The sequence below is a fragment of the Myxococcus sp. XM-1-1-1 genome (genome assembly GCF_020037095.1).
GTDB lineage: Bacteria > Myxococcota > Myxococcia > Myxococcales > Myxococcaceae > Myxococcus > Myxococcus fulvus.
Genome location: NZ_JAIQDH010000010.1, coordinates 198365 through 219889 on the forward strand (window position 1 = coordinate 198365; position 21525 = coordinate 219889).

The following is a 21525-nucleotide window of genomic DNA, read 5'->3' on the forward strand; positions in this document are numbered from 1 at the left end:
GCGGGAGCCGGGTTCCACCATGGACCTGCGTGCGGAAGGCCTGACGGTGAGGCATGGCGCGCGCACCGTGCTCGCGGAGGTGGCGTGCGCGCTGCCTCCGGGCACACAGGCGGTGGTGCTGGGCCGCTCGGGCGCGGGCAAGACGACGCTGCTGAAGGCCTTCGCGGGGCTGTCGCCCGCGTTCAGCGGAAGCGTCCTGTGGGATGGCCAGGACGTGGCGGGCCTGTCCGCCGCCGAGCGCCGCGCGCGGCAGGCCTCGTTCGGCATGGTGTTCCAGACGGACGCGCTGTTCGACTCGCTGACGGTGCGCCAGAACGTCCTCTTCCCGCTCACGCGTCGGCGCGTGCCCCACGACGAGGCGCAGGCGCGCGCGGACGAGGTGCTCCGCGCCGTGGGCCTGACGGACGCGGCGGACACGCTGCCGGAGCGGCTGTCCGGAGGCATGAAGAAGCGCGCGGGGCTGGCGCGGGCCTTGGCGGCGCGTCCGTCGGTGCTGCTGGCGGATGACCCCTTCGCGGGCCTGGACCCGGGCACGGCGCGGCAGGTGGCGCGGGTGCTGCTGGAGGTCTCGCGCGGAGGCACGCTGCTGGTCGCCGCGCCCGAGGCCCCGGTGGACCTTCCCCTGCCCCGCTGGCTCTACCTGCGAGGCGGGCGGTTGATATACGACGGGGCACCCGCGCCGGAGCTGGAGCGCGAACAGGACGAGGTGCTCCCGTGAGCCCATCGCCGCGCGTCGAGAGCCCCGGGCTGAGGACCGTGCGTGGCGCGGGCGCGGTGGGGCTGGAGGCGGTGCGCGGCGCGGGCGCGCTGGCCCTCGTCGCGGCGCGCACGGTGTTGGGACTGCCGCGGCTGGAGCGACGCGAGCTGGCGCGGGCGCTGGTGCAGTTCGGCTACGACTCGCTGCCCCTGGCCCTGGCCACCGCGGCGCTGGCGGGCGTCATCGTCGTGCTGCAGTCGGGGCTGTACATCCAGCGCTTCGGGGCGCGGGCGTTCCTCGGGTGGGCCGCGGGCTACGGGGTGCTGTGGGAGTTCGGTCCGCTGCTCTTGGGGCTCATCATGTCCGCGCGCATCGGCGCGAGGAACGCGGCGGAGCTGGCCACCATGCAGGTGGGCGGGCAGATTGAAGGGCTGCGCGGCATCGGCCTGGACCCCTTCGCCATCCTCGTGGCGCCGCGCGTGGTGGCGATGGAGCTGAGCATGCTCGCGATGAGCACCTTCACGTTCCTGGTGGCCATCCTGTTCGAGGCCCTGGCCGCGCTGCTCACCCTGGACCTGCCGCTGCGGACGTTCTTCGGGACCTTCGCGCACATGCTGAGCCCGCTGGACATCCTGGGCGGCGTGCTGAAGACGGGGGCCTTCGGCCTGGCCATCTCGCTGGTGTCCACGGCGGTGGGGCTGTCCGCGCGGGGAGGCGCCCAGGCGGTGGGACGCGCGGCGGCGAGCGCGGTGGTGCGCGGGTGCGCGGCCATCTTCCTGCTCGACTTCGTGCTCACGCTCGTGCTCGCCGGGTGGATGACATGAACCGGGTGCTGCGCTTCTTCGGCGCGCCGGTGGTGCTGTTCGCGCGCACGACGCGGGCGGGGCTGCGCGAGGGCGTGTCCTGGCGCGAGTCGCTGGTGCAGCTCCACGAGCTGGGTGGGCGCAGCGTGTGGCTGGTGATGACCGGCATGGCGTTCTTCGGGGCGGTGCTGGTGACCATCGCCAACAGCCAGGCGCGGCGCTTCGTGGGCAACGTGGCCGTGCTGGGGCCCGCGTACTTCGAGCTGCTGATTCGCGAGCTGGGGCCGGTGGTGTCCGCGCTCTTGACGGCGTCCCGCGCCGGGGCGAGCCACGCGGCGGAGCTGTCCACCATGAGCGTCAACGAGCAGGTGGAGGCGCTGGAGATGTCGGCGGGGGACCCCTACTCGGACCTGGTGGCGCCGCGCGTGGTGGCGGGCGTCCTGGGTGTGCCGCTGCTCAGCCTGTTGGGGACGGTGGCCGCGACCCTGTCCGCCGCGGCGGTGGCGGGGCTCGTCTTCGGCGTGGATGGCCGGGCCTTCATGGACCCGCGCTACGTGGATGGCTGGGACGTGCTCGCCGCGGGGCTGAAGGCCGTGGCGTGCGGGCTGTACATCCCGCTGGCGGCGGCCGTCGCGGGCCTGGGCGCGCGAGGAGGCGCGGAGGCCGTGGGCGAGGCGACCACCGACGGCGTCGTCGCCGCGAGCCTGGGGTGTCTGTTGATCGACCTGGCCGTGTCCCTCGCCTTCCACCTCGTGCGCCTGTGATTGCGGACGACGCCCCTCCGGACACGCTGCGCTTCACGGACGTGCGCGTCGCGTTCGAGGGGGGGCGGCGCGTGCTGGACGGCGTGACGGCGGAGGTGTCCACGCGGGGGCTGACCTTCATCGCGGGCGCGAGCGGCTCGGGCAAGAGCGTGCTGTGTCGGATGGCGGTGGGCCTGCTGCGGCCGGACTCGGGCAGCGTGGAGCTGTGGGGCGAGCGCGTGGACACGCGGCCGGAGCGGGAGCTGGTGAAGCTGCGGCGCCGGGCGCCGTACCTGGTCCAGGGCCCCGCCCTGCTCGACTGGCGCACGCTCCGGGAGAACGTGTGGCTGGCGGACCCGACGGCTCCCGCGGAGGCCGTGGAGTCCGCGCTGGAGCAGGTGGGGCTGCTCGAGTGGGCGGACCGGCTGCCGCCCGAGCTGGGGCCCGGCGCGAAGAAGCGGACCGCCATTGCGCGGGCGCTGGTGCTCTCACCGCGCTACCTGCTGCTCGACGAGCCCACCACGGGGCTGGACCGGCGCGCGGCGACGCAGGTGGAAGAGGTCATGGCCTCGCTGAAGGCGCGAGGGCTGGGCGGTCTGGTGGTGACGCATGACTATCGCCAGCTGCGGGGGCTGGCGGACCGGGTGTTGGTGGTGGCCCAGGGGAAGTGCGCGTACCTGGGGCCGCCCGAGGGTTTCCTGGAGTCCTCCGCGCCGGAGCTTCGCGTGCTGACGGCGCCGTTCATGGAGGGTGCGACGGATGGATGAGCGACGGTTGGAATTGAAGGTGGGCGCCCTGGTGCTGGCGGCGGTGATGGGCGTGCTGGTGTTGCTGTGGTTGATGGGCGAGCTGTCGTTCGGCTCCAGCACGGTGCTGCCGGTGGACTTCGGCCACACGGGCAACGTGGTGGAGGGGGCGCCGGTGAAGCTGGGCGGCGTGCAGGTGGGGCGCGTGCAGGCCATCCGGCTGATGCCGGAGCGTCGGGATGCCCAGGGCCGTCCCCTGCCCGTCCGGATGGAGCTGGCGGTGTCGCCGGAGTCGCTCGGCGCGCTGCGCTCGGATGCGCGGGTGACGGTGGCGACGGTGGGCCTGCTGGGCGAGCCCTACCTGGAGCTGAACCCGGGCACGCAGTCGAGCGCGCTGCCCGCGGGCCAGGCCGTGCGCGGCACGGATGCGCCCCGGCTGGACCTGCTGGCGGAGAAGCTCTCGCGCTTCATCGAGATGTTCTCCGAGATGCTGGAGAAGGACCCGGAGGCGGTGACGGGGCTGGTGGCGAACATCTCGCGGCTGACGCGGACGCTGGACGAGGTGCTGACGGAGAACCGGGGTGACGTGAAGGTGCTGGCCTCCGAGCTGGCGGCGGCGTCGAAGGACCTGCGCCAGCTCTCACAGCTCGCGCGCGAGGCGCTCCAGCCGGGAGGCAAGGCGGCGCGACTGCTCGACGATGCGGCGGCGACGGCGGCGGTGCTGAGGGGCGAGCTGCCCGGGCTGACGAAGTCCGCGGGCACGACGCTGGATGGGCTCGCGGCCCTCACCGGCTCCCTGGGGCCCGAGGACGGGCAGCGCGTGAAGCTGGCGCTGGAGAAGCTCACGGCCGCGGCGGGACAGCTCGACAGCATCGCGGCCCGCGCGGACCGGGTGCTGGCCCGGATCGAGGCCGGAGAAGGCACGGCGGGCGCGGTCCTGCAGGATCCCACGCTGTATGACGAGCTCAGAACGCTCGTCACGGATCTGCGCAAGCACCCGTGGAAGATCCTCTGGAAGGACTGACGTGACGCCTTGCCGTGACACGGCGAGAGGGCCCCGGTAGGAACCCAGACCATGTCTCGAAGCTATGAGGACCTGGAGGCGGAAGCCGCGAGCGTTTCGGTGGAGGGCTGGGACTTCTCCTGGCTCGACGGACGCGCGACCGAGCAGCGGCCCTCCTGGGGCTACCAGAAGCAGCTGGGCGCGAGGATGGCCCGAGCCTCGGCGGCGCTCGACATCCAGACCGGCGGCGGTGAGGTGCTCGCGGGCGTGGCGCCCCTGCCCCGCCTCATCGTGGCCACCGAGTCCTGGCCTCCCAATGTCGCCAAGGCCACCCGACTGCTCCATCCCCGGGGTGTCGTGGTGGTGGCGGACCCGGACGAGCCTCCCCTGCCCTTCGCGGATGAGGCCTTCGACCTGGTCGTCAGCCGCCATCCCGTGACGACGTGGTGGCGGGAGATCTCCCGTGTCCTGCAACCGGGCGGGACCTACTTCTCGCAGCAGGTCGGCCCCGCGAGTGTCTTCGAGCTGGTGGAGTACTTCCTCGGTCCGCTCCCGGCGGAGGTCCACCGCAAGCGGCACCCCGACGATGCTCGCGCGGAGGCCGAGGCCGCGGGGCTCGAGGTCATCGACCTGCGCCTGGAGCACCTTCGCACCGAGTTCTTCGACATCGGCGCGGTCATCTACTTCCTGCGCAAGGTCATCTGGATGGTCCCGGGCTTCACCGTGGACCAGTACCGCCCCCAACTGCGAGCCCTGCACGAGCGCCTCCAACGAGGTGGCCCCTTCGTCGCGACCACGACGCGCTTCCTCGTCGAGGCGAGGAAGCCGTCATAGCCTTCGATGTCACGAGGCCAGCGCGCCTCGGCGTCAGGGCGAGTAGCTCGACATCCACGCATCGATGTCGTGCCCCGCCGTAGCACGTCCCAGCTCGAATCCCCTCCCGGTGCTCCGACACGTCACGCCCACAGCCCAGGATGATGCTCGCGACGACGAGCGCCACCCACTGCCTCCCGCAACGCATTGAATGGGCCATGCCCTGAGTCTTGGCACGCGACAAACCAGACTCCTTGACCGAGGCAATCACTTTCGTCCGGCGCACGACTTCGCGAGGTGGCAGTCTTCCCCTGTCCGACGTGGCCTCCGGAGTTCCTGCTCCCTCGTTCCAGTGACGCCAACCGGGCCGGTTCCCGGCATGATGGCTCCAGGGTCGTCCCGGAGCCGAGCGTCGGTGAAGGCGCGGCCCAGGTCCGTCCCGGGAATCGCGCACCCCATGTTCCGACGTCTGGTGGTCGTCTTCGATGCAGGCTCCGAGTCCGAGCACGTCCTTCACGCGGTGCGGCGACTGACGTCCGAGCCCGAGGCCGTCTATCTGTACGGACTGGTCCCCGAGCGCAGCGAGCTGGAGGCACCTCCGCCCACCAGCCTCACCGTGCTGGACCGGCTCCGGCACACGCTCCAGGACTGGAGCCCCGCCATCCAGGTCACCGGCGCACTGGAGACCCATCTCGACATCAGCGACCTGGTCCAGGTCTCGCGCCGACACGGCGCCGGGCTCGTCGTGCTCGGCCCCCTGCTGGACACGTCTCCCAGGGCCCGGGTGGGCGCGATGCTGCGGCTCGTCCTCCGGGAGCACCTGCCCGTGCTCTCCCTGGGGCGCGCGCCGGACACGGCCAGCACCGAGCCCTCACGCATGGCCCTGGCCATCGCGCCCGATGGCCGGGGACTCGGAGCCGTGGCCAGCTTCCTGTCCCACTGCGCCCAGCCCTCGGAGCTCATCGCGCTCACCACGGGCCTGGCGCCGGAGCAGACCGGAGAGCTCCAGGCGCTCTCGAAGGCGCTGGGCATCACCCAGACGCTGCTCGTCGAGTCCCTCACCGCGAACGCCGCCAGCAGCCGTGCGGAGGCCTTCGACGACGTCGCCCTGCGCTCGGGCGCGGGACTGCTCGTCGTCCCCACCGACTCCCTCGCGGACCTGGAGGCCCTGTACGTCGGGATGACGGGCGCCCGCGCGCTCCAGGAGGCCCGCGTCCCCACCCTCCTCCTGCCGCGAACCCAGACGGGGCTGACGCTCTTCGAGGACCACCCCGCCGTCTCCGATGCGCTGGTGGCTCCCGGCCTGGCCCCGCGCTTCGCCGTCGAGCGCGTCGGCCTCCTGTCGAGCGTCAGCCTCCTGGAGCCGGGCCTCGTGACGGTGTTCGCGAATGGCGCCGCGCTCGGCGAGGTCCGTTACCAGGGAGGCACCGCCATCCTCGACGCCGCGTGGCTCGGGCACCTGCGCGGGCTGCATCCCCTGGCGTTCTCCTTCTCGGACACCTCCGCCTCGCGGGAGCTGGTGCCCGGCTACGTGCTCGCCCCGGACAAGCCGCTGCTGCTGGTCGACAGCCTCGTCGAGGAGGACACGCTGCTCGCCGTCCGCGAGCTCGCCGAGGACCGGTGCCACCTGGTCTTCGTGCGGATGCGGGACAGCGACTCGCTCGACGAACAGCGCGCGCGGCTGCGTGAGCACCTGCCCGACCTGGCGTGGCCTCTGCTGCTCGACGCCAGCGCGTGGCTCGACGATGCGCGGGCGGACGACGTGCCCCGACAGGTCGATGGACAGCGACTCCTGCGCGTCGCCACCCGACTCGCCGCCGCGCACGTCCCCATCGCCGCGGTCATCACCCGCGACACCTACAAGCCCGTCCACCCCGCCATCCGCACGCTCAGCCCCGAGGAGTGCGAGGCCCTGCCCCGGAACACGCCCCTGGAGCCGCTCCCCCTCCCGTCCGAGCAGGATGCCTGGGCCCGGGACCTGACGCTCGCCGGATGCAGCCCGCGCATGGCAGGCCATCACATCGACTTCGAGCTCGACAACGCCCAGGCCCGCGAATCGGTCCTGGCCGCCATCGACGGGGCGCGGACCACCGTCCATTGGCAGTGCTACATCGTCGAGGACGACCCCATCACCGCCCGCATCACCGAGGCGCTGAAGCGGGCCGCCACCCGAGGTGTCCGCGTGCGCTTCCTCGCCGACGCGCTCTACAGCGGGCACGACTCCTTCGGCGCGCTCAACCCCGCCCTCGTCGGTCTCTCCGGGACACCCAACGTCGAGGTGCGCGCGATTGCTCCGCTCGTCGGAGGCCCCAACCTCTACGAGCTCAAGCAGCGCAACCATCGCAAGCTCACGCTCGTCGACTCCACGCATGCGTTCGTCTCGGGTCGGAACCTCGGCGCGCCGTACTACACGGGCTTCGACGAGGTGCAGCTGCGCCGGGATACACACTACCGCGACATCCCCTGGCTCGACTGCGGCGCGAGACTGGAAGGTCCGCTGGTCACCGACCTGGAGCGCGCGTTCCTCGCGGAGTGGACCCGCGCGGGCGGCGAGCCATTCCCACTGACGCCCTGCGCGCCGGCGGGGACGATGGCGGCCCGAATCGCCCTGCACGAGGGACTCAAGGACACGCACACCCTGGACACGCAGCTCGCGCTCATCCGCCATGCGCGCTCACGGCTGGTCCTGGTGAACACCTTCCCCCTGCTGCTCGAAATCCAGAACGCGCTCATCGCCGCCCTGAAGCGCGGTGTCCGCGTGGAGGTCCTCTTCGGCAGCGTGCGGCCCCATCACGGCGACGCGCGGACCTACTTCCCCGGGGGCGCGATTCGAGAGGTGGCTGACCGCTACGTCCGCAGCCGCCTGGACGCGGTCATCGCCGAGGGCGGCATCGCCCACGAGCTGGCGCTGCGCTCGCGCCCCGGTTGGGAGCCGGAGCTGGAGCGCCTCTTCCCCCACGTCCACGCCAAGCTCCTCGTGTGCGACACCCGGGCCGTCGCGGTGGGCAGCGCCAACCTGGATGTCACCGCCGCCTACTGGGAGAGCGAGGCCCTGCTCGTCGTCGAGGACACCCCCTTCACCGAGCGGATGCTGGCGGCGCTCGAGGCCCTCTTCGCCACCTCGCGCCGCATCGACCGGGAAGACCCGCGGTGGCGCGAAGAGGTCGAACAGCGCGCCTGGGTCGGCCGCAACTGGCCCTCGCTCGTCGGCTGAGACCCAACGCCCGGTCAGCCGTCGCCAGCCCACCGCGTCGCTGCGCCGTCCGGCGCGCGGATGCGCCATGCTGGAGTCCCCCATGGCCCCGCCTCCCGACACCTTCTGCTTCGCCGCCGTGGGCGACGTGCACGGCCGGATGGACCGGATGGTGTCCACCCTCCAGTCCTGGGCGAAGAGCGCGAACCGGGAGCTGGCCTTCGTCCTCCAGGTCGGCGACTTCGAGCCGCACCGCGACGAGGCGGACCTGGCGACGATGGCCGCCCCCGCTCGCTACAAACAGCTGGGCGACTTCGCGCACTACCACCAGAAGCGCCGGCGCTTCCCCTGGCCCGTGTACTTCATCGGCGGCAACCACGAGCCCCACGGCTACCTGGACACGGCCCCCGAGGGCTTCCTGCTCACCTCAAACTGCCGCTACCTGGGCCGCGTCGGCGTCGTGGAGACCCGCGGCCTGCGCATCGCCGGCCTCTCGGGCATCCACGACGCCCCCGGCTTCCAGAAGCCCCACCCCGCCCTGTCCCTGCTCGGCACCGTCTCCAACAAGGACTATGCGTGCTTCAACGAGCAGGACATCGAGCAGGCCCTGGGGCTGGAGCGGGCGGACATCCTGCTCGTCCACGACTGGCCCTCCGGCCTCGTCGCCGCCGAGGACCGCCAGGACTTCGAGCACCAGCGCCGCAGCCCCCATGCGGACGCGGTGGGCAACGAGTACGCCCGACTGGTGGCCGAGGCGCTCCAGCCCCGGCTCGTCGTCTGCGGCCACCTGCACAAACGCTATCGGGGCACCTTGAAGTGGGCCTCCGGCGCGGAGTCCCCGGTCTGCTGTCTGGCGAGCGTGGAGCAGGGCGCGGAGGCCTTCGCCCTCTTCCAGGTCTCCCGGGGCGCCATCCAGGAGGTCACCCACCTGGGCACACTGCCTGTCCGCTGAGGCCGACACGCACGCCTGGGCGATAGATGTGGGACAGAACGGCGATTCTTCGAGGCACGAGGACGGAGGCCGGTGGTACAAGCCCCGCGTGACTTCCGCACCGCCGTCCTCGCCCCCCGACGCCACCTTCGAATCCCTGGGCCTCAAGCCCCAGCTCGTGGAGGCGCTCACCGCCCTCGGATACGAGGAGCCCACGCCCATCCAGAACGCCTCCCTGCCGCCGCTGCTCGCCGGCAAGGACCTGCTGGGCATCGCCGCCACCGGCACCGGCAAGACGGCGGCCTTCGCCCTCCCGCTGCTGCACCACCTGGTTCCAGGAGAGGCCGGCCCCCACGCCACCTCCGCGCTGGTGCTCGTGCCCACGCGCGAATTGGCCATGCAGGTCTCCGAGGCCATCCACCGCTACGGCCAGAAGCTCGGCGCCACCGTGCTGCCCCTCTACGGTGGGCAGGTCATCGGCCAGCAGCTGCGCGTGCTCAAGCGGGGCGTGGACGTCGTCGTCGCCACCCCGGGCCGCGCGCTGGACCACCTGCGCCGGGGCACGCTGCAGCTCGACAACGTGCGCACCGTGGTGCTCGACGAGGCCGACGAGATGCTCGACATGGGCTTCGCCGATGACCTCGAGGCCATCCTGTCCGGCACGCCCGAGGACCGCCAGACGGCCCTCTTCTCCGCCACGCTGCCGCCGCGCATCGCCAGCATCGCCGAGCGCCACCTGCGCCAGCCGGTGCGCGTGCGCATCGCCAAGGAGAAGGTGGAGCCGGGCGAGCTGCCGCGCATCCGCCAGACGGCGTACATCGTCCCGCGCGCGTTCAAGATCGCCGCGCTCGGGCGCCTGCTCGACGTGGAGTCCCCCACCGCCGCCATCATCTTCTGCCGCACGCGCACGGAGGTGGATGACCTCACCGTGTCGCTCAACGGCCGGGGCTGGCGCGCGCACGCGCTCCACGGCGGTATGACGCAGGAGCAGCGGGACAGGGTCATCAAGCAGCTCAAGTCCCACGGCACGGACCTGCTCGTGGCCACGGACGTGGCGGCGCGCGGCCTGGACATCCCGCGCCTGTCCCACGTGGTGAACTTCGACGTGCCCAACGCCCCGGAGGCGTACGTGCACCGCATCGGCCGCACGGGCCGCGCCGGCCGCGAGGGCGTGGCCATCACCCTGGTGGAGCCGCGCGAGGCCCGGCTCGTGCGCAACATCGAGAAGGTCACCGGCCAGCGCATCCAGGTGTCCACCGTCCCCACCGTGGCGGACCTGCGCGCCAAGCGGCAGGAGCTCCTGCGCGCCACCCTGCGCGAGACGCTGGTGGCGGGCGGACAGGACTCGTTCCGGGGGCTGGTGGAGGACCTGGCCAGCGAGTACGAGCCGCTCGACATCGCCGCCGCCGCGGTGAAACTGCTCCAGGACGCCCAGGACGAGGGCCGCGCGAAGGAGGAGGAGGACATCCCCGCCGTCGCGCCGAAGGAGGACCGCAAGGAGCGCCCCGGCCGTCCCGGTGCTCCCGCGGGCCGCTCCGGTCCTGGCCGTCCCGAGCGCGGGGGACCGCGCCGTGGAGGCCCGGCCCCGACGTGGGACGTCACCCGCCTGTGGATCGGCGCGGGTCGTCAGGCCGGCATGCGCCCCGCGGACCTGGTGGGCGCCATCGCGGGTGAGGCGGGCCTGGACTCGTCGCAGATCGGCGCCATCCAGATTGGCGACGGCTTCTCGCTGGTGGAGGTGCCGGAGCCGGACGCCAACCGCGTCATCGCCGCGCTGAAGGCGGCGACGATTCGCGGCCGCAAGGTCATCGTCCGCAAGGACCGGGGCTGAGCGGACGACTCAGGGCTCCGCCCATTGGCGGAGCAGGTTGTGGTACACGCCCGTCAGCATGACCAGCGAGGGGCTTGAGGGCACCTCCTGGTGGAGCTGGGTGATGGACGCATCCAGGTCGAACAGCAGCGCGCGCTGGGACACGTCGCGCACCATCGACTGAATCCAGAAGAACGACGCCAGCCGCGCGCCCCGCGTCACGGGTGTGACGTGGTGCAGGCTGGTCGCCGGGTAGAGGATGAGGTCCCCCGCCGGCAGCTTCACGGCGTGGTGGCCGTAGGTGTCCTCCACCACCAGCTCGCCCCCGTCATAGCTGTCCGGCTCCGACAGGAAGAGCGTGGCGGACACATCCGTGCGCACGCGCTGACCGGTGCCCGGGATGCGCCGGATGGCGTTGTCCACGTGCGAGCCGAAAGACATGCTCGCGTCATAGCGGTTGAACAGCGGCGGGAAGATGCGCTGGGGCAGCGCGGCGGAGAGGAACAGCGCGCTCTTCTCCAGCCCCGCCAGCACCAGCTCCCCCAGCTCGCGCGCGGCGGCGCCGCCCTCGGGGAGCTGGAGGTTCTTCTTCACCTGGCCGGACTGGTGGCCGGCCGTGATCCGGCCGTCCGCCCAGTCCGCCTGCTCCATCACCAGACGGCAATGGGCCACCTCGGAGGCGGTCAGGACCTTCGGGATGTGCAACATCATGACCGCGCTCCTGGGAGACTAGAACCGGTACCGCGCCGTCAGCAGGGCCGACATGCCGTCCGCGGGCACGGCGTGACCGCCGTAGTACTGGTCGTAGTACAGCACGTTGGTGAGGTTGTAGACGTTGAGCTGGAGCTGCGCCTTGCCCAGGGCGTAGCTCGCGAACGCGTCGAAGCGCCAGAAGTTCGGCACGAAGCTGGTGGCCGTGTTGGCGTTCGCCGGGTTGTTGACGCTCGTCACGTCCTGGAAGACGGCGCCGCCGCCGAGCGTGAAGTCCTTGAGCGGCGAGTACGTGGTCCACAGCGAGATGCTGTGGCGCGGCGTGTTCGGGAGCCGCTGACCGATGAGGTACTCGTTGGTGTGCTCCAGGATGGCGGAGTCCATCAGGGTGTAGTTGGCGAGCACCTTCCAGCGCTCGACGATGGTGCCGGCGATACCGACGTTGAAGCCCTGCACGCGCTGCTCACCCTGGAGCACCTGCGGCGGCCCCTCCGGGTCCGTGTTGGGCACGCGCGCGTCCGTCTTGCGCACGCGGAACACGGCGGCCGTCAGGCCCAGGCGGTCCTCGAACAGCTCCGCCTTGGCGCCCGCCTCCAGGATGGCGTTCTTCTCCGGGTCCAGGCTCATCGTGTCCGCGGACACCGAGCCCAGCTCCGCGGACGGGCTGGAGGACGTGCCGTACATGCCGTACACGCTGACCTTGTCCACCGGGTGCAGCACCACGCCCGCGCGCCAGTTGAGCGTGTGGTCGCTGGCGCGCAGGCGCGTCTTCGCGCCCGAGGCGGCCACCTGCGAGTAGTCCGTGTTGAACACGTCCCAGCGCAGCGAGCCCAGCACCTCCACGTACTCGCCCAGCTGGAGCTGGTCCGCGGCGTACAGGCCGAGGGTGCGCTGGATGCTCACGCTGGAGCTGGCGAACACCGGGGACACGGCGGACAGGTCCGGCTCCGCGTCGGGGTTGAACAGGTCCGCCGGGAGGTTGGGGCCGGTGGGCAGGCCGGTGGCGTTGAGGTTGTCACGCGCCTGGCCGCGCTTCTCCCAGGACAGGTCGAGCCCCACGTTGGCGGTGTGCTTGATGAACCCCGTCTGGAGTTCACCGCCCACGGTGGCCTGGTTGGAGAGGTAGGAGTTGTCCGTCTCCGTCTGGAAGCGCTGGCGGCCGATGGTCGTCGGGTCCGCGGCGGGCGTGAGGCCGCGCGGCGCGGTGGGGCTGGCGAAGCGGTCCACGCGGCCGAAGCGCAGCGTGTTGGTGAACTGGAGCGAGTCCCCCAGGCCCTGGATGACGCGGGCCGTGGCGACGTGCGCGTCCACCCGCTCCTTGTCGGCCTTCACGCCGTAGAAGTTCTCGCGCGGCACGTCCAGCGTCTCGGGGACGGGGCGGCCGTTGAAGTACGGCACGCCGTAGTCGGGGATGCCGTCCTCGCGCTGGAAGAGGTAGTCGAGCTCCAGCGTGGTGGACTCCGCCATCTTCAGGCGCAGCGACGGGGCGAGGCCCAGGCGGTTGTCACGCACGACGTCGCGGCCCGCGGTGGAGGCGAGCTGGCCCATGGCGTTGACGCGGACCTGGAGGTCGTCGGACAGCACCTGGTTGACGTCCGCCTCCAGGCGGCCCGAGGGCGCGGTGCCGCCGCTGAGGGCGACCTCCTGGAAGTTGGTGCGCTGGGGCTTCTTCGTCGCCAGGTTGATGGCGCCGCCCGCGGAGCCCCGGCCGAAGAGGACGGCGGACGGGCCGAAGTAGGCCTCCACGCCCTCCAGGTTGAACGTGTCGCGCGTGAACCAGCCCAGGTCGCGCGCGCCGTCGCGGGAGATGTCGTTCTGCGCGGAGAAGCCCCGCAGGATGAACGCGTCACCCTGACGGCCCCCCTCGCCGGCGCTCATGGTGATGCCGGAGACGTTGCGCAGCGCGTCCCGCACGGACGTGGCCTGCTGCTCCTCGAGCACGGCCTCCGAGACCACCGTCACCGACTGCGGCGTGTTGACCAGCGCGCGCTGGGCGCGGGGCAGCGAGCTCTCGCGGACCTGGTAGCCCTCCGCCTCCGCCTGCACCTCGACGGTGGGCAGCGTGAAGTGGCCCTCGGTGCCCTGCGTCCCGGGCGCCTCGCCCTGCGCGGGCTGCGCGTCCTGGGGCTGCGCGACGACGGACTCCTCCGCGGCCACCGGCTCCGGAGCGACGGCCGGCTCCTGGGCCACCGCGCCACCCGCGGCCAGCGCGGAGGCGAGCCCCACCGCCGGCCCCCACGGCTTCAGCGCCGCGCGGACGCCTCCGACATGACCGACGCTCGTTCGAATCCCCGGGCTGCGTGACTTGCTGAAAGACATGGCGCTCCCCACTCCCCGACCCTCACGGGTCGTCTCGGATGTATCTTGAGAATGACTGCGATTTTCAAAGTCGGAATTGATGACGCCCGAGGGCATCGCGGGAACCTCGCCCGCCCGGTGCGATGGAACCTAGACGGGGGTCTCCGACGCGCCCGTGGCCACGGGCTCGATGTGGCGCGGCTGGCGCTTCGGGAAGAAGCGACGCCACGACAGGGCGAAGCCGGTCCACACGAGGAAGACGCCACCGAGCGAGGCGATGGCGGCGATGAGCTGGCCGGGCCAGCCGAGCGCCTCGCCGGTGTGGAGGAAGCGCAGCCAGGTGCGGACCTTGCGGCCGCTGTTGAAGTCGGCGTAGCCCTCGCGCTTGGCGACCTCGCCCGAGAAGGGATTCAGCGCGTACTGCGTGGCGGCGAAGTACGGCCAGCCGTCCTCCACCTTCACGTTGAAGTTGACGGTGTCCACCTTGCCGTCGGACTTGCCCGCATCGTCAGGGCCGCGACGCTGGGGCCTGGCACCGGGAGCGGACTCGTTGCCGGCTCGCTGCGCGACTTCGGCAACCGGAGCCTTGCCCTCACCGTCACCTCGCGGTGCACCCGGCGCATTGCCACCCGCCCCGCGCGGAGGCGACGGCAGCCGGTACGTGATGCTCTCCCACGTCGGGGCCTGCCCCTGCACCACGGCCAGCAGCGAACCAAGGTCCTTGCGCGCGGCGTCCTCGGACGGAGGCGCCACCTTCACGGCCGCCGAGCCCGGTCCCTGCTGCGCCGGAGGGGCGTTGCCCGTCAGCGTGTACACGAAGTCGGACGCCCACTTGTACGAGATGACCATGCCCGACGCCGTGAGGACGATGAGCACGGGCAGCGTCCAGAAGCCGATGACGTTGTGCCAGTTGAAGTCGCGCGGCTTGCCCTTCAGCCCCCGCCGGAACCACAGCACCGGACGCACCGTCTTCAGCGTCCACTTGCGGGGCCACCACAGGTACAGGCCGGAGATCGCCAGGAACAGGAAGCCCGCGTTGCACGCGCCGGTGATGGCCTTGCCCACCGCGCGGTTGTCGCCGCCCAGCGCGATCCACCGGTGCCACTCCACCATCACCTGGAAGAACGAGCGCCAGCCCTTCGCCGAGCTCTCGCGCACCTCGCCCGTGTACGGGTTCACGAACACCACGCCCGCGCGTCCCAGCGCCACCTGCGTCGCCGAGGTCTCCGACGGGAACACCGTCACACCCGACACCTGCGCGTCCGGCTTCGCGTCGCGAACCTTGGCGATCATCTCCTCGAGCGACAGCCGCGTCGTCCCCGGCCCGGGAGCGGACACGGTGCGCGCCTCGGAGTCCGCCCAGTCGAGCACCTGGTGCTCGAAGGCGATGGCCACCCCCGTCACCGACATGATGGCGACGACGATGCCCACCACGACTCCAACGACGAGATGAATCCAGAACAGCGTCTTGCGAAACGGGAGGGCCATGGGCTGCTTCACTTCAACGAGAACTGAACGGGGAGCTCGAGGATGACACGCACGGGACGCCCCAGTCGGCCGATGGCCGGCGTGAAGCGCCACCGGTTGACGGCGGAGATGGCCGCCGCGTCGAGCGACGGAATCGAGCGGATGACGCGCGTGTGCTCCGTCTCCACCTCGCCATCCGTGCCGACGATGATTCGCACCAGCACCAGCCCCTGGATGCCGTCGCTCCGCGCACGTCGCGGATATTCGGGACGGGGCTGCTTCAACACCACCGGAGCCCGCAGGACCTGCCCAAGCCCCACCGCGTCCCCCGCGCCGCCGGACGCGCCGACGATGCCGCCCTGCATGCCACCCTCCACCCCACCCGCGACACCGCCCGCCACCACCGGCCCGGGCCCCGACTCCGTCCGGGCGCCCGAGTCCGACTCCGGCAACGACTCATCCTGGGCGACGGCCGGCGACTCCTCGGGCTTGGGCGGCTCGACGACCTCCGGCTTCGGCTCCGGCAGGGGCACCACCGCCCGAGGCTCCACCACCGGGCGCGCCACCCGGGCTCGCGCGGGCCGCGAGGCGCGCTCCTTCGCCGCCTGCCGCGGCTGTCCACCCGAGGCCGGCGGCGGCGGCCTGAAGGTCAGCAGCACCAGCTCCGGCTCGGGCTCCACCACCCGCTCCACCGGGTGCGCCGCGAACGCCAGCCCGGCGGCCAGCCCACCCGCGTGGACCGCCACCGCCACCGCCAGCGCACGTCCCCACCGGGACCCGACGCCCACGCCCTCCGACGACTCGCCCATCCGGAAGAGGGTTCCGGACGGAGTCGCGACACCCGAGGTGGGGGCCTCGGCGGAGACTGCGTGAGCGCCGATATTGAGAATCATTCTCATTATCTGAAGTTCCCCAGAAGTACGCCTCTCGGGGAGCGTCGTCAACGCACCGCGCGCGAAGTCGGGAAATTTTCCACACAGGCTGATAGCGCCCGTACCCCGAGCGGAAAGAGCACCCGGACACCCCTCAAAGGCGCGTGTAGCTCCAGCTCACCGCGCGGCCGCCGGAGTACGGCATCACGCCATGAAACACGCGGGGGTCCTCGTCGAAGACGAGCGGCAGGAAGTGCCTGTCACCGTCCCACATGGGCAGCCGAGGCAGCTCGGTGAGGGGAACCCAGGACAGCGTGCCCTCGGCGTTGCGCTCCAGCGGGGTGCCCTCGAAGGCGTCGATGCGGAAGACGAAGCCGAGCCAGTCCTCGCCCTGCTTGCCGAAGCCGGGCCAGGAGAGCGTGCCGCGCAGGACCATGCGGGTGCACTCGATGCCGGCCTCCTCGCGAATCTCGCGGCGCATGCAGGCGGCCACGTCCTCGTCGCGCTCCATCTTCCCACCCAGGCCGTTGTACTTGCCCAGGTGCGCGTCCTCCGGCCTCGCGTTGCGGTGGATGAGCAGCACGCGGCGCTGATCCGGCGACATCACGTAGCCCAGGGTGCCGATGATGGGTGAATAGGGCATGGCGCGCTCCTCATGACGCCGCGCGAGGAGAGCTCGCCCGGGCGGAGCGCTTCATAGCGGATCCGCCGACGGGCCACGGCCCGAGCCTGCGTCCGAGAGGGGCCCCCTGTTGGCACCCTGCCCCACCGCCCCTCTGACGGCCCCCTGCTCCTGCCCGTCTTTACGAGAGTCGACGCGACGCGTTAGCGTAGAGCTACACAGCGATGACCTCCCGCGTCAGGCGGGAAAGGGGAAGTTGATGACCGCGATCCTCCCCGGCCGGTACGGCCTCTATGAGCCCGAGACCGAACACGACGCCTGCGGGGTGGGCTTCGTGGCCCACCTGCGAGGTGAGCGCTCTCGAGGAATCGTCGAGGACGCGCTGGAGCTGCTCAACCGGCTGAGTCACCGGGCGGCGGCGGGGAAGGATCCACGGACGGGCGACGGCGCCGGCATCCTGGTGCAGTTGCCGCACCGCTTCTTCGAGCACGAGGCGCCGGACCTGGGCTTCGAGCTGCCCCCGCGTCGGCAGTACGGCGTAGCGCAGGTGTTCCTGCCCAAGGAGGTGGACGCGAGGGCCGCGTGTGAGGCGGCGCTCGAGGAGGTGGTGGTCGAAGAGGGCCAGCGCGTGCTGGGCTGGCGCGACGTGCCGGTGGCGCCCGAGCACCTGGGGCCGGTGGCGCTGGAGGCCGCGCCGGTCATCCGGCAGCTCTTCATCGCGCGGCGGCGCGTGGTACCCAGCGCCTTCGAGCGCAAGCTCTACCGCATCCGCAAGCTGACGGAGAACCGCGTGCAGGCGCGCGGCGTGGACCCCAAGGGCCGCTTCCACATCGCCAGCCTCTCGTCGGAGACGCTCATCTACAAGGGCCTGCTCCTGCCCGCGGACCTGCCGCGCTTCTTCCTGGACCTGCAGCACACCGAGTTCGTCAGCGCGCTGGGGCTGGTGCACTCGCGATTCTCCACGAACACGTTCCCCACGTGGGAGCTGGCGCAGCCGTTCCGCTTCATCGCGCACAACGGCGAAATCAATACGCTGCGTGGCAACCGCAACTGGATGACGGCGCGGCGCGGGCTGCTCCAGACGGCGCGGCTGGGCGGGAGCCTGGAGCCGCTGTGGCCCATCATCGTCCCGGGCAAGAGCGACTCGGCGCAGTTCGACAACATGGTGGAGCTGCTCTACCTGGGCGGGCGCACCCTGCCCCACGCGATGATGATGATGATTCCGGAGGCGTGGGAGGGCGACGCGCTGATGTCGGACGAGAAGCGCGCGTTCTACGAGTACTCCTCCGCGCTGCTGGAGCCGTGGGACGGGCCCGCGGCCATCGCCTTCACGGACGGGCAGCTCATCGGCGCGACGTTGGACCGCAATGGCCTGCGGCCGGCGCGCTACCTCGTCACCGAGGATGACCGCATCATCCTGGCCTCGGAGACGGGGGTCATCGACGTGCCGCCCGCGCAGGTGCGCCGCAAGGGGCGCCTGACGCCGGGCCGCATGCTGCTGGTGGACACCACCGAGGGACGCATCCTCGAGGACGAGGAGGTGAAGCGGGACATCAGCACACGCTGGCCGTACCGCAAGTGGCTGGAGCGCAACGTCTTCACCTTCGACGACCTGCCCACCGTGGCCGCGCCGGAGCGGCTGCGCGGCGACGAGCTGACGCGGCTGCAGGGGGCGTTCGGCTACACGGTGGAGGACATCCGCACGGTGCTGACGCCCATGGCGGAGACGGGCAAGGAGCCCGTGGGCTCCATGGGCACGGACACGCCGCTCGCGGTGCTCAGCGACCAGGCCCCGAGCCTCTTCTCGTACTTCCACCAGCTCTTCGCGCAGGTGACCAACCCGCCCATCGATCCGCTGCGCGAGAAGCTGGTGATGACGCTGGCCACGGCGCTGGGCCCGGAGAGCAACACCTTCGAGGAGACGCCGGAGCAGTGCCACCGGCTGTCGCTGCCCGGCCCCATCCTCACCAACGGGCAGCTCGCGAGGCTCGCGAGCATCCGGGGCGAGGGCCTGTTCGAGACGCGGCGCCTGTCGCTGCTCTACCCGCTGGAGGGTGGCGAGGGCGCGCTGGAGGACGCGGTGGAGAAGCTGTGCGCCGCGGCGGTGGACGCCGTGGACGCGGGCGCGAGCATCCTGCTCTTGAGCGACCGGGGCGTGGACGTCACGCACGCGGCGATTCCCGCGCTCTTGGCCATGTCGGCGGTGCACCAGCGCCTGGTGCGTGACGGCATCCGCATGTACACGGGCCTGTTGCTGGAGACGGCGGAGGCGCGTGAGGTGCATCACTTCGCCTGCCTCTTCAGCTACGGCGCGGCGGCGGTGAATCCATACCTCGCGCTGGACACGGTGCGAGCGCTGGCGGACGCGGGCGAGCTGGGCGTGGACGCGGAGAAGGCGCAGGACCTCTACGTCCACGCGGTGGAGGAAGGACTGATGAAGGTGATGTCCAAGATGGGCATCTCCACGCTCCAATCCTACCGGGGCTCGCAGCTCTTCGAGGCGGTGGGGCTCGAGCGCGGGCTCATCGAGCGGCACTTCACCGGCACGTCCTCGCGCGTGGAGGGCGTGGGCCTGCCCGAGCTGGGGCGCGAGGTGGCGGAGCGACATGCCCGGGGCTTCGAGCAGCCCGAGGGCGAGCTGCCCCTGGGAGGCCAGTACCGGTGGCGGCGCCAGGGTGAGCGACACAAGTGGAACCCGGCCACCATCGCGAAGCTCCAGGCGGCGGTGCGCGGCAACGACGCGGCGCTGTTCACCGAGTACTCGCGACTGGCGGACGACGAGACGCGCGAGCACTGCAACCTGCGCGGGCTGTTGGAGATCTCGACGGAGCGCTGTCAACCGGTGGCCCTCGATGAGGTCGAGTCGGCGCTGTCGCTCGCGCGTCGGTTCGTCACGGGCGCCATGTCGTTCGGCTCCATCAGCGCGGAGGCCCACGAGACCTTGGCCATCGCGATGAACCGGCTGGGTGGGCGCTCGAACAGCGGCGAGGGTGGCGAGGAGTCGCGTCGCTACTCGCCGGACGACGACGGCAACCTGCGCCGCAGCGCCATCAAGCAGGTGGCGAGCGCGCGCTTCGGCGTCACCACCGAGTACCTGGTGAACGCGGACGAGCTGCAGATCAAGGTCGCCCAGGGCGCGAAGCCCGGTGAGGGCGGCCAGCTCCCGGGACACAAGGTGGACGAGCGCATCGCGCGCGTGCGTTGGTCCACGCCGGGCGTGACGCTCATCTCCCCTCCCCCGCACCACGACATCTATTCCATCGAGGACCTGGCGCAGCTCATCTACGACCTCCAGTCCGCGAACCCATCGGCGCGGGTGAGCGTGAAGCTGGTGAGCGAGGTGGGCGTGGGGACCATCGCCGCGGGCGTGGCCAAGGCGGGCGCGGGCTGCGTCGTCGTCTCGGGCTATGAGGGAGGCACGGGTGCGTCCCCCATCTCGAGCATCCACCACGCGGGGCTGCCGTGGGAGCTGGGGTTGGCGGAGACGCAGCAGGTGCTGGTGCACAACGGCTTGCGCTCGCGCATCCGCGTCCAGGTGGATGGAGGCCTGCGCACCGCGCGCGACGTGCTGGTGGCCGCGCTCCTGGGCGCCGAGGAGTTCGGCATGGCCACCGCGAGCCTCGTGGCCGTGGGCTGCGTGATGCTGCGCAAGTGCCATCTCAATACGTGCTCGGCGGGCATCGCCACGCAGGATGGCGCGCTGCGCGAGCGCTTCCAGGGCAAGCCCGAGGACGTGGTGAACTTCTTCCTGCTCATCGCGGAGGACCTGCGCCGGAAGATGGCGGAGCTCGGGGCGCGGAGCCTGGAGGAGCTGGTGGGCCGGGTGGACCTCTTGCGCCAGCGCGCGTCGGTGGACCACTGGAAGGCGCGGCGGGTGGACCTGTCCGCGCTGCTGGCGGCTCCGGCCGCTCCGGAGAGCGAGCCTCGGCACTGCGTCGAGGCCCGGTCCAAGGACGTGTCGGACCACCTGGACCACGAGCTGCTGCGGGACGCGAAGGCCGTGCTGGAGGGCGGCCCGGCGATGCTGCTGACGCGGCCGGTGAGCAACACGCACCGCGCGGTGGGGACGATGCTCTCCGGCGAGATTGCGCGGAGGCATGGCGCGCGAGGGCTGCCGGATGGGCGGCTGCACGTGCGGCTGAAGGGCTCGGCGGGACAGAGCTTCGGTGCGTTCCTGGTGTCCGGCGTCACGTTGGAGCTGGAGGGCGACGCGAACGACTACGTGGGCAAGGGGCTGTCGGGTGGGCGCATCATCGTCTACCCGCACGCGTCGAGCCGGTTCGTGGCCGAGGAGAACGTGCTGGTGGGCAACACGGCGCTCTACGGCGCGACGGCGGGCGAGGTGTACCTGCGCGGGCTCGCGGGTGAGCGCTTCGCGGTGCGCAACAGCGGCGCGCAGGCGGTGGTGGAGGGCGTGGGAGACCACGGCTGCGAGTACATGACGGGCGGCGTGGTGGTGGTGCTGGGGCCCACGGGCCGCAACTTCGCGGCGGGCATGAGCGGCGGCACGGCGTACGTGTTGGACCGGGAGATGGCCTTCCGGCAGCGGTGCAATCTGGAGATGGTGGAGCTGGAGTCGTTGGTGGACGAGTCGGAGATCTGGCTCGTGCACGGGATGATCGAGCGGCACCTGCGGCATACACACAGCTCGCTGGCGCGGCGGGTGCTCGACAACTGGGAGCTGATGGTGCCCCGGTTCGTGAAGGTGATGCCGACGGACTACAAGCGCGTGCTGCAGGCGCGGCGCGCGGCGAAGAAGCCCCCGGAGACCTCGGTGGGTGCGCAGCTCCAACACGTCGTGGGCGGGAGGGGCTGA

The 21525-nt window shown here is 71.6% G+C and carries 15 protein-coding genes; 10 read left to right on the top strand and 5 right to left on the bottom strand.

Translation table 11 applies throughout. The features are described 5' to 3' along the window. Nucleotides 1-19: 19 nt before the first annotated feature. From K8640_RS21195 to K8640_RS21235, 9 genes are all read left to right on the top strand, one after another. Nucleotides 20-718, top strand: coding sequence for an ABC transporter ATP-binding protein (locus K8640_RS21195; RefSeq protein WP_223748677.1), 699 nt, complete (start codon nt 20-22; stop codon nt 716-718). Further along, on the top strand, nt 715-1521 hold the full coding sequence (locus K8640_RS21200) for an ABC transporter permease (protein WP_223748678.1): 807 nt from the start codon (nt 715-717) through the stop codon (nt 1519-1521). Before K8640_RS21195 ends, K8640_RS21200 begins: the two co-directional genes overlap by 4 nt. Beyond that, entirely contained in the window at nt 1518-2264 is a 747-nt protein-coding gene (locus K8640_RS21205) for an ABC transporter permease (protein WP_223748679.1), read from the top strand. The genes K8640_RS21200 and K8640_RS21205 overlap by 4 nt, the downstream gene beginning before the upstream one ends. Further along, a complete protein-coding gene (locus K8640_RS21210) occupies nt 2264-3010 on the top strand; it encodes an ABC transporter ATP-binding protein (protein ID WP_370640374.1) in 747 nt (248 codons plus the stop codon). Before K8640_RS21205 ends, K8640_RS21210 begins: the two co-directional genes overlap by 1 nt. Continuing rightward, complete coding sequence (locus K8640_RS21215) at nt 3003-4013, top strand: MlaD family protein (RefSeq protein WP_223748681.1); 1011 nt, start codon at nt 3003-3005, stop codon at nt 4011-4013. The genes K8640_RS21210 and K8640_RS21215 overlap by 8 nt, the downstream gene beginning before the upstream one ends. Before the next feature lie 51 nt (nt 4014-4064). Further along, nucleotides 4065-4826, top strand: a complete 762-nt coding sequence (locus K8640_RS21220) for a class I SAM-dependent methyltransferase (RefSeq protein WP_223748682.1) — start codon at nt 4065-4067, stop codon at nt 4824-4826. 436 nt (nt 4827-5262) lie between these two features. Further along, complete coding sequence (locus K8640_RS21225) at nt 5263-8019, top strand: phosphatidylserine/phosphatidylglycerophosphate/cardiolipin synthase family protein (protein WP_223748683.1); 2757 nt, start codon at nt 5263-5265, stop codon at nt 8017-8019. Nucleotides 8020-8101: 82 nt separating this feature from the next. Continuing rightward, nucleotides 8102-8950: a metallophosphoesterase gene (locus tag K8640_RS21230; RefSeq protein ID WP_223748684.1), complete on the top strand. Its 849-nt coding sequence runs from the start codon at nt 8102-8104 to the stop codon at nt 8948-8950. A gap of 88 nt (nt 8951-9038) precedes the next feature. Then, nucleotides 9039-10760, top strand: coding sequence for a DEAD/DEAH box helicase (locus K8640_RS21235; RefSeq protein ID WP_223748685.1), 1722 nt, complete (start codon nt 9039-9041; stop codon nt 10758-10760). A gap of 9 nt (nt 10761-10769) precedes the next feature. On the opposite strand, the gene K8640_RS21240 is transcribed toward K8640_RS21235, so the two are convergent. From K8640_RS21240 to K8640_RS21260, 5 genes are all read right to left on the bottom strand, one after another. Continuing rightward, complete coding sequence (locus K8640_RS21240) at nt 10770-11450, bottom strand: Fe2+-dependent dioxygenase (RefSeq protein ID WP_223748686.1); 681 nt, start codon at nt 11448-11450, stop codon at nt 10770-10772. Nucleotides 11451-11468: 18 nt separating this feature from the next. Then, nucleotides 11469-13769, bottom strand: a complete 2301-nt coding sequence (locus tag K8640_RS21245) for a TonB-dependent siderophore receptor (RefSeq protein ID WP_223748687.1) — start codon at nt 13767-13769, stop codon at nt 11469-11471. Between the two features lie 129 nt (nt 13770-13898). After that, the gene (locus K8640_RS21250; protein WP_223748688.1) at nt 13899-15236 is read right to left on the bottom strand and encodes a PepSY domain-containing protein; all 1338 of its coding nucleotides are present in this window, start codon (nt 15234-15236) and stop codon (nt 13899-13901) included. Nucleotides 15237-15244: 8 nt separating this feature from the next. Further along, nucleotides 15245-16108, bottom strand: coding sequence for an energy transducer TonB (locus K8640_RS21255; RefSeq protein ID WP_223748689.1), 864 nt, complete (start codon nt 16106-16108; stop codon nt 15245-15247). A gap of 133 nt (nt 16109-16241) precedes the next feature. Continuing rightward, the gene (locus K8640_RS21260; protein WP_223748690.1) at nt 16242-16730 is read right to left on the bottom strand and encodes an 8-oxo-dGTP diphosphatase; all 489 of its coding nucleotides are present in this window, start codon (nt 16728-16730) and stop codon (nt 16242-16244) included. 238 nt (nt 16731-16968) lie between these two features. On the opposite strand from K8640_RS21260, the gene gltB reads away from it, so the two are divergent. Continuing rightward, nucleotides 16969-21525: a glutamate synthase large subunit gene (gene gltB / locus K8640_RS21265; protein ID WP_223748691.1), complete on the top strand. Its 4557-nt coding sequence runs from the start codon at nt 16969-16971 to the stop codon at nt 21523-21525.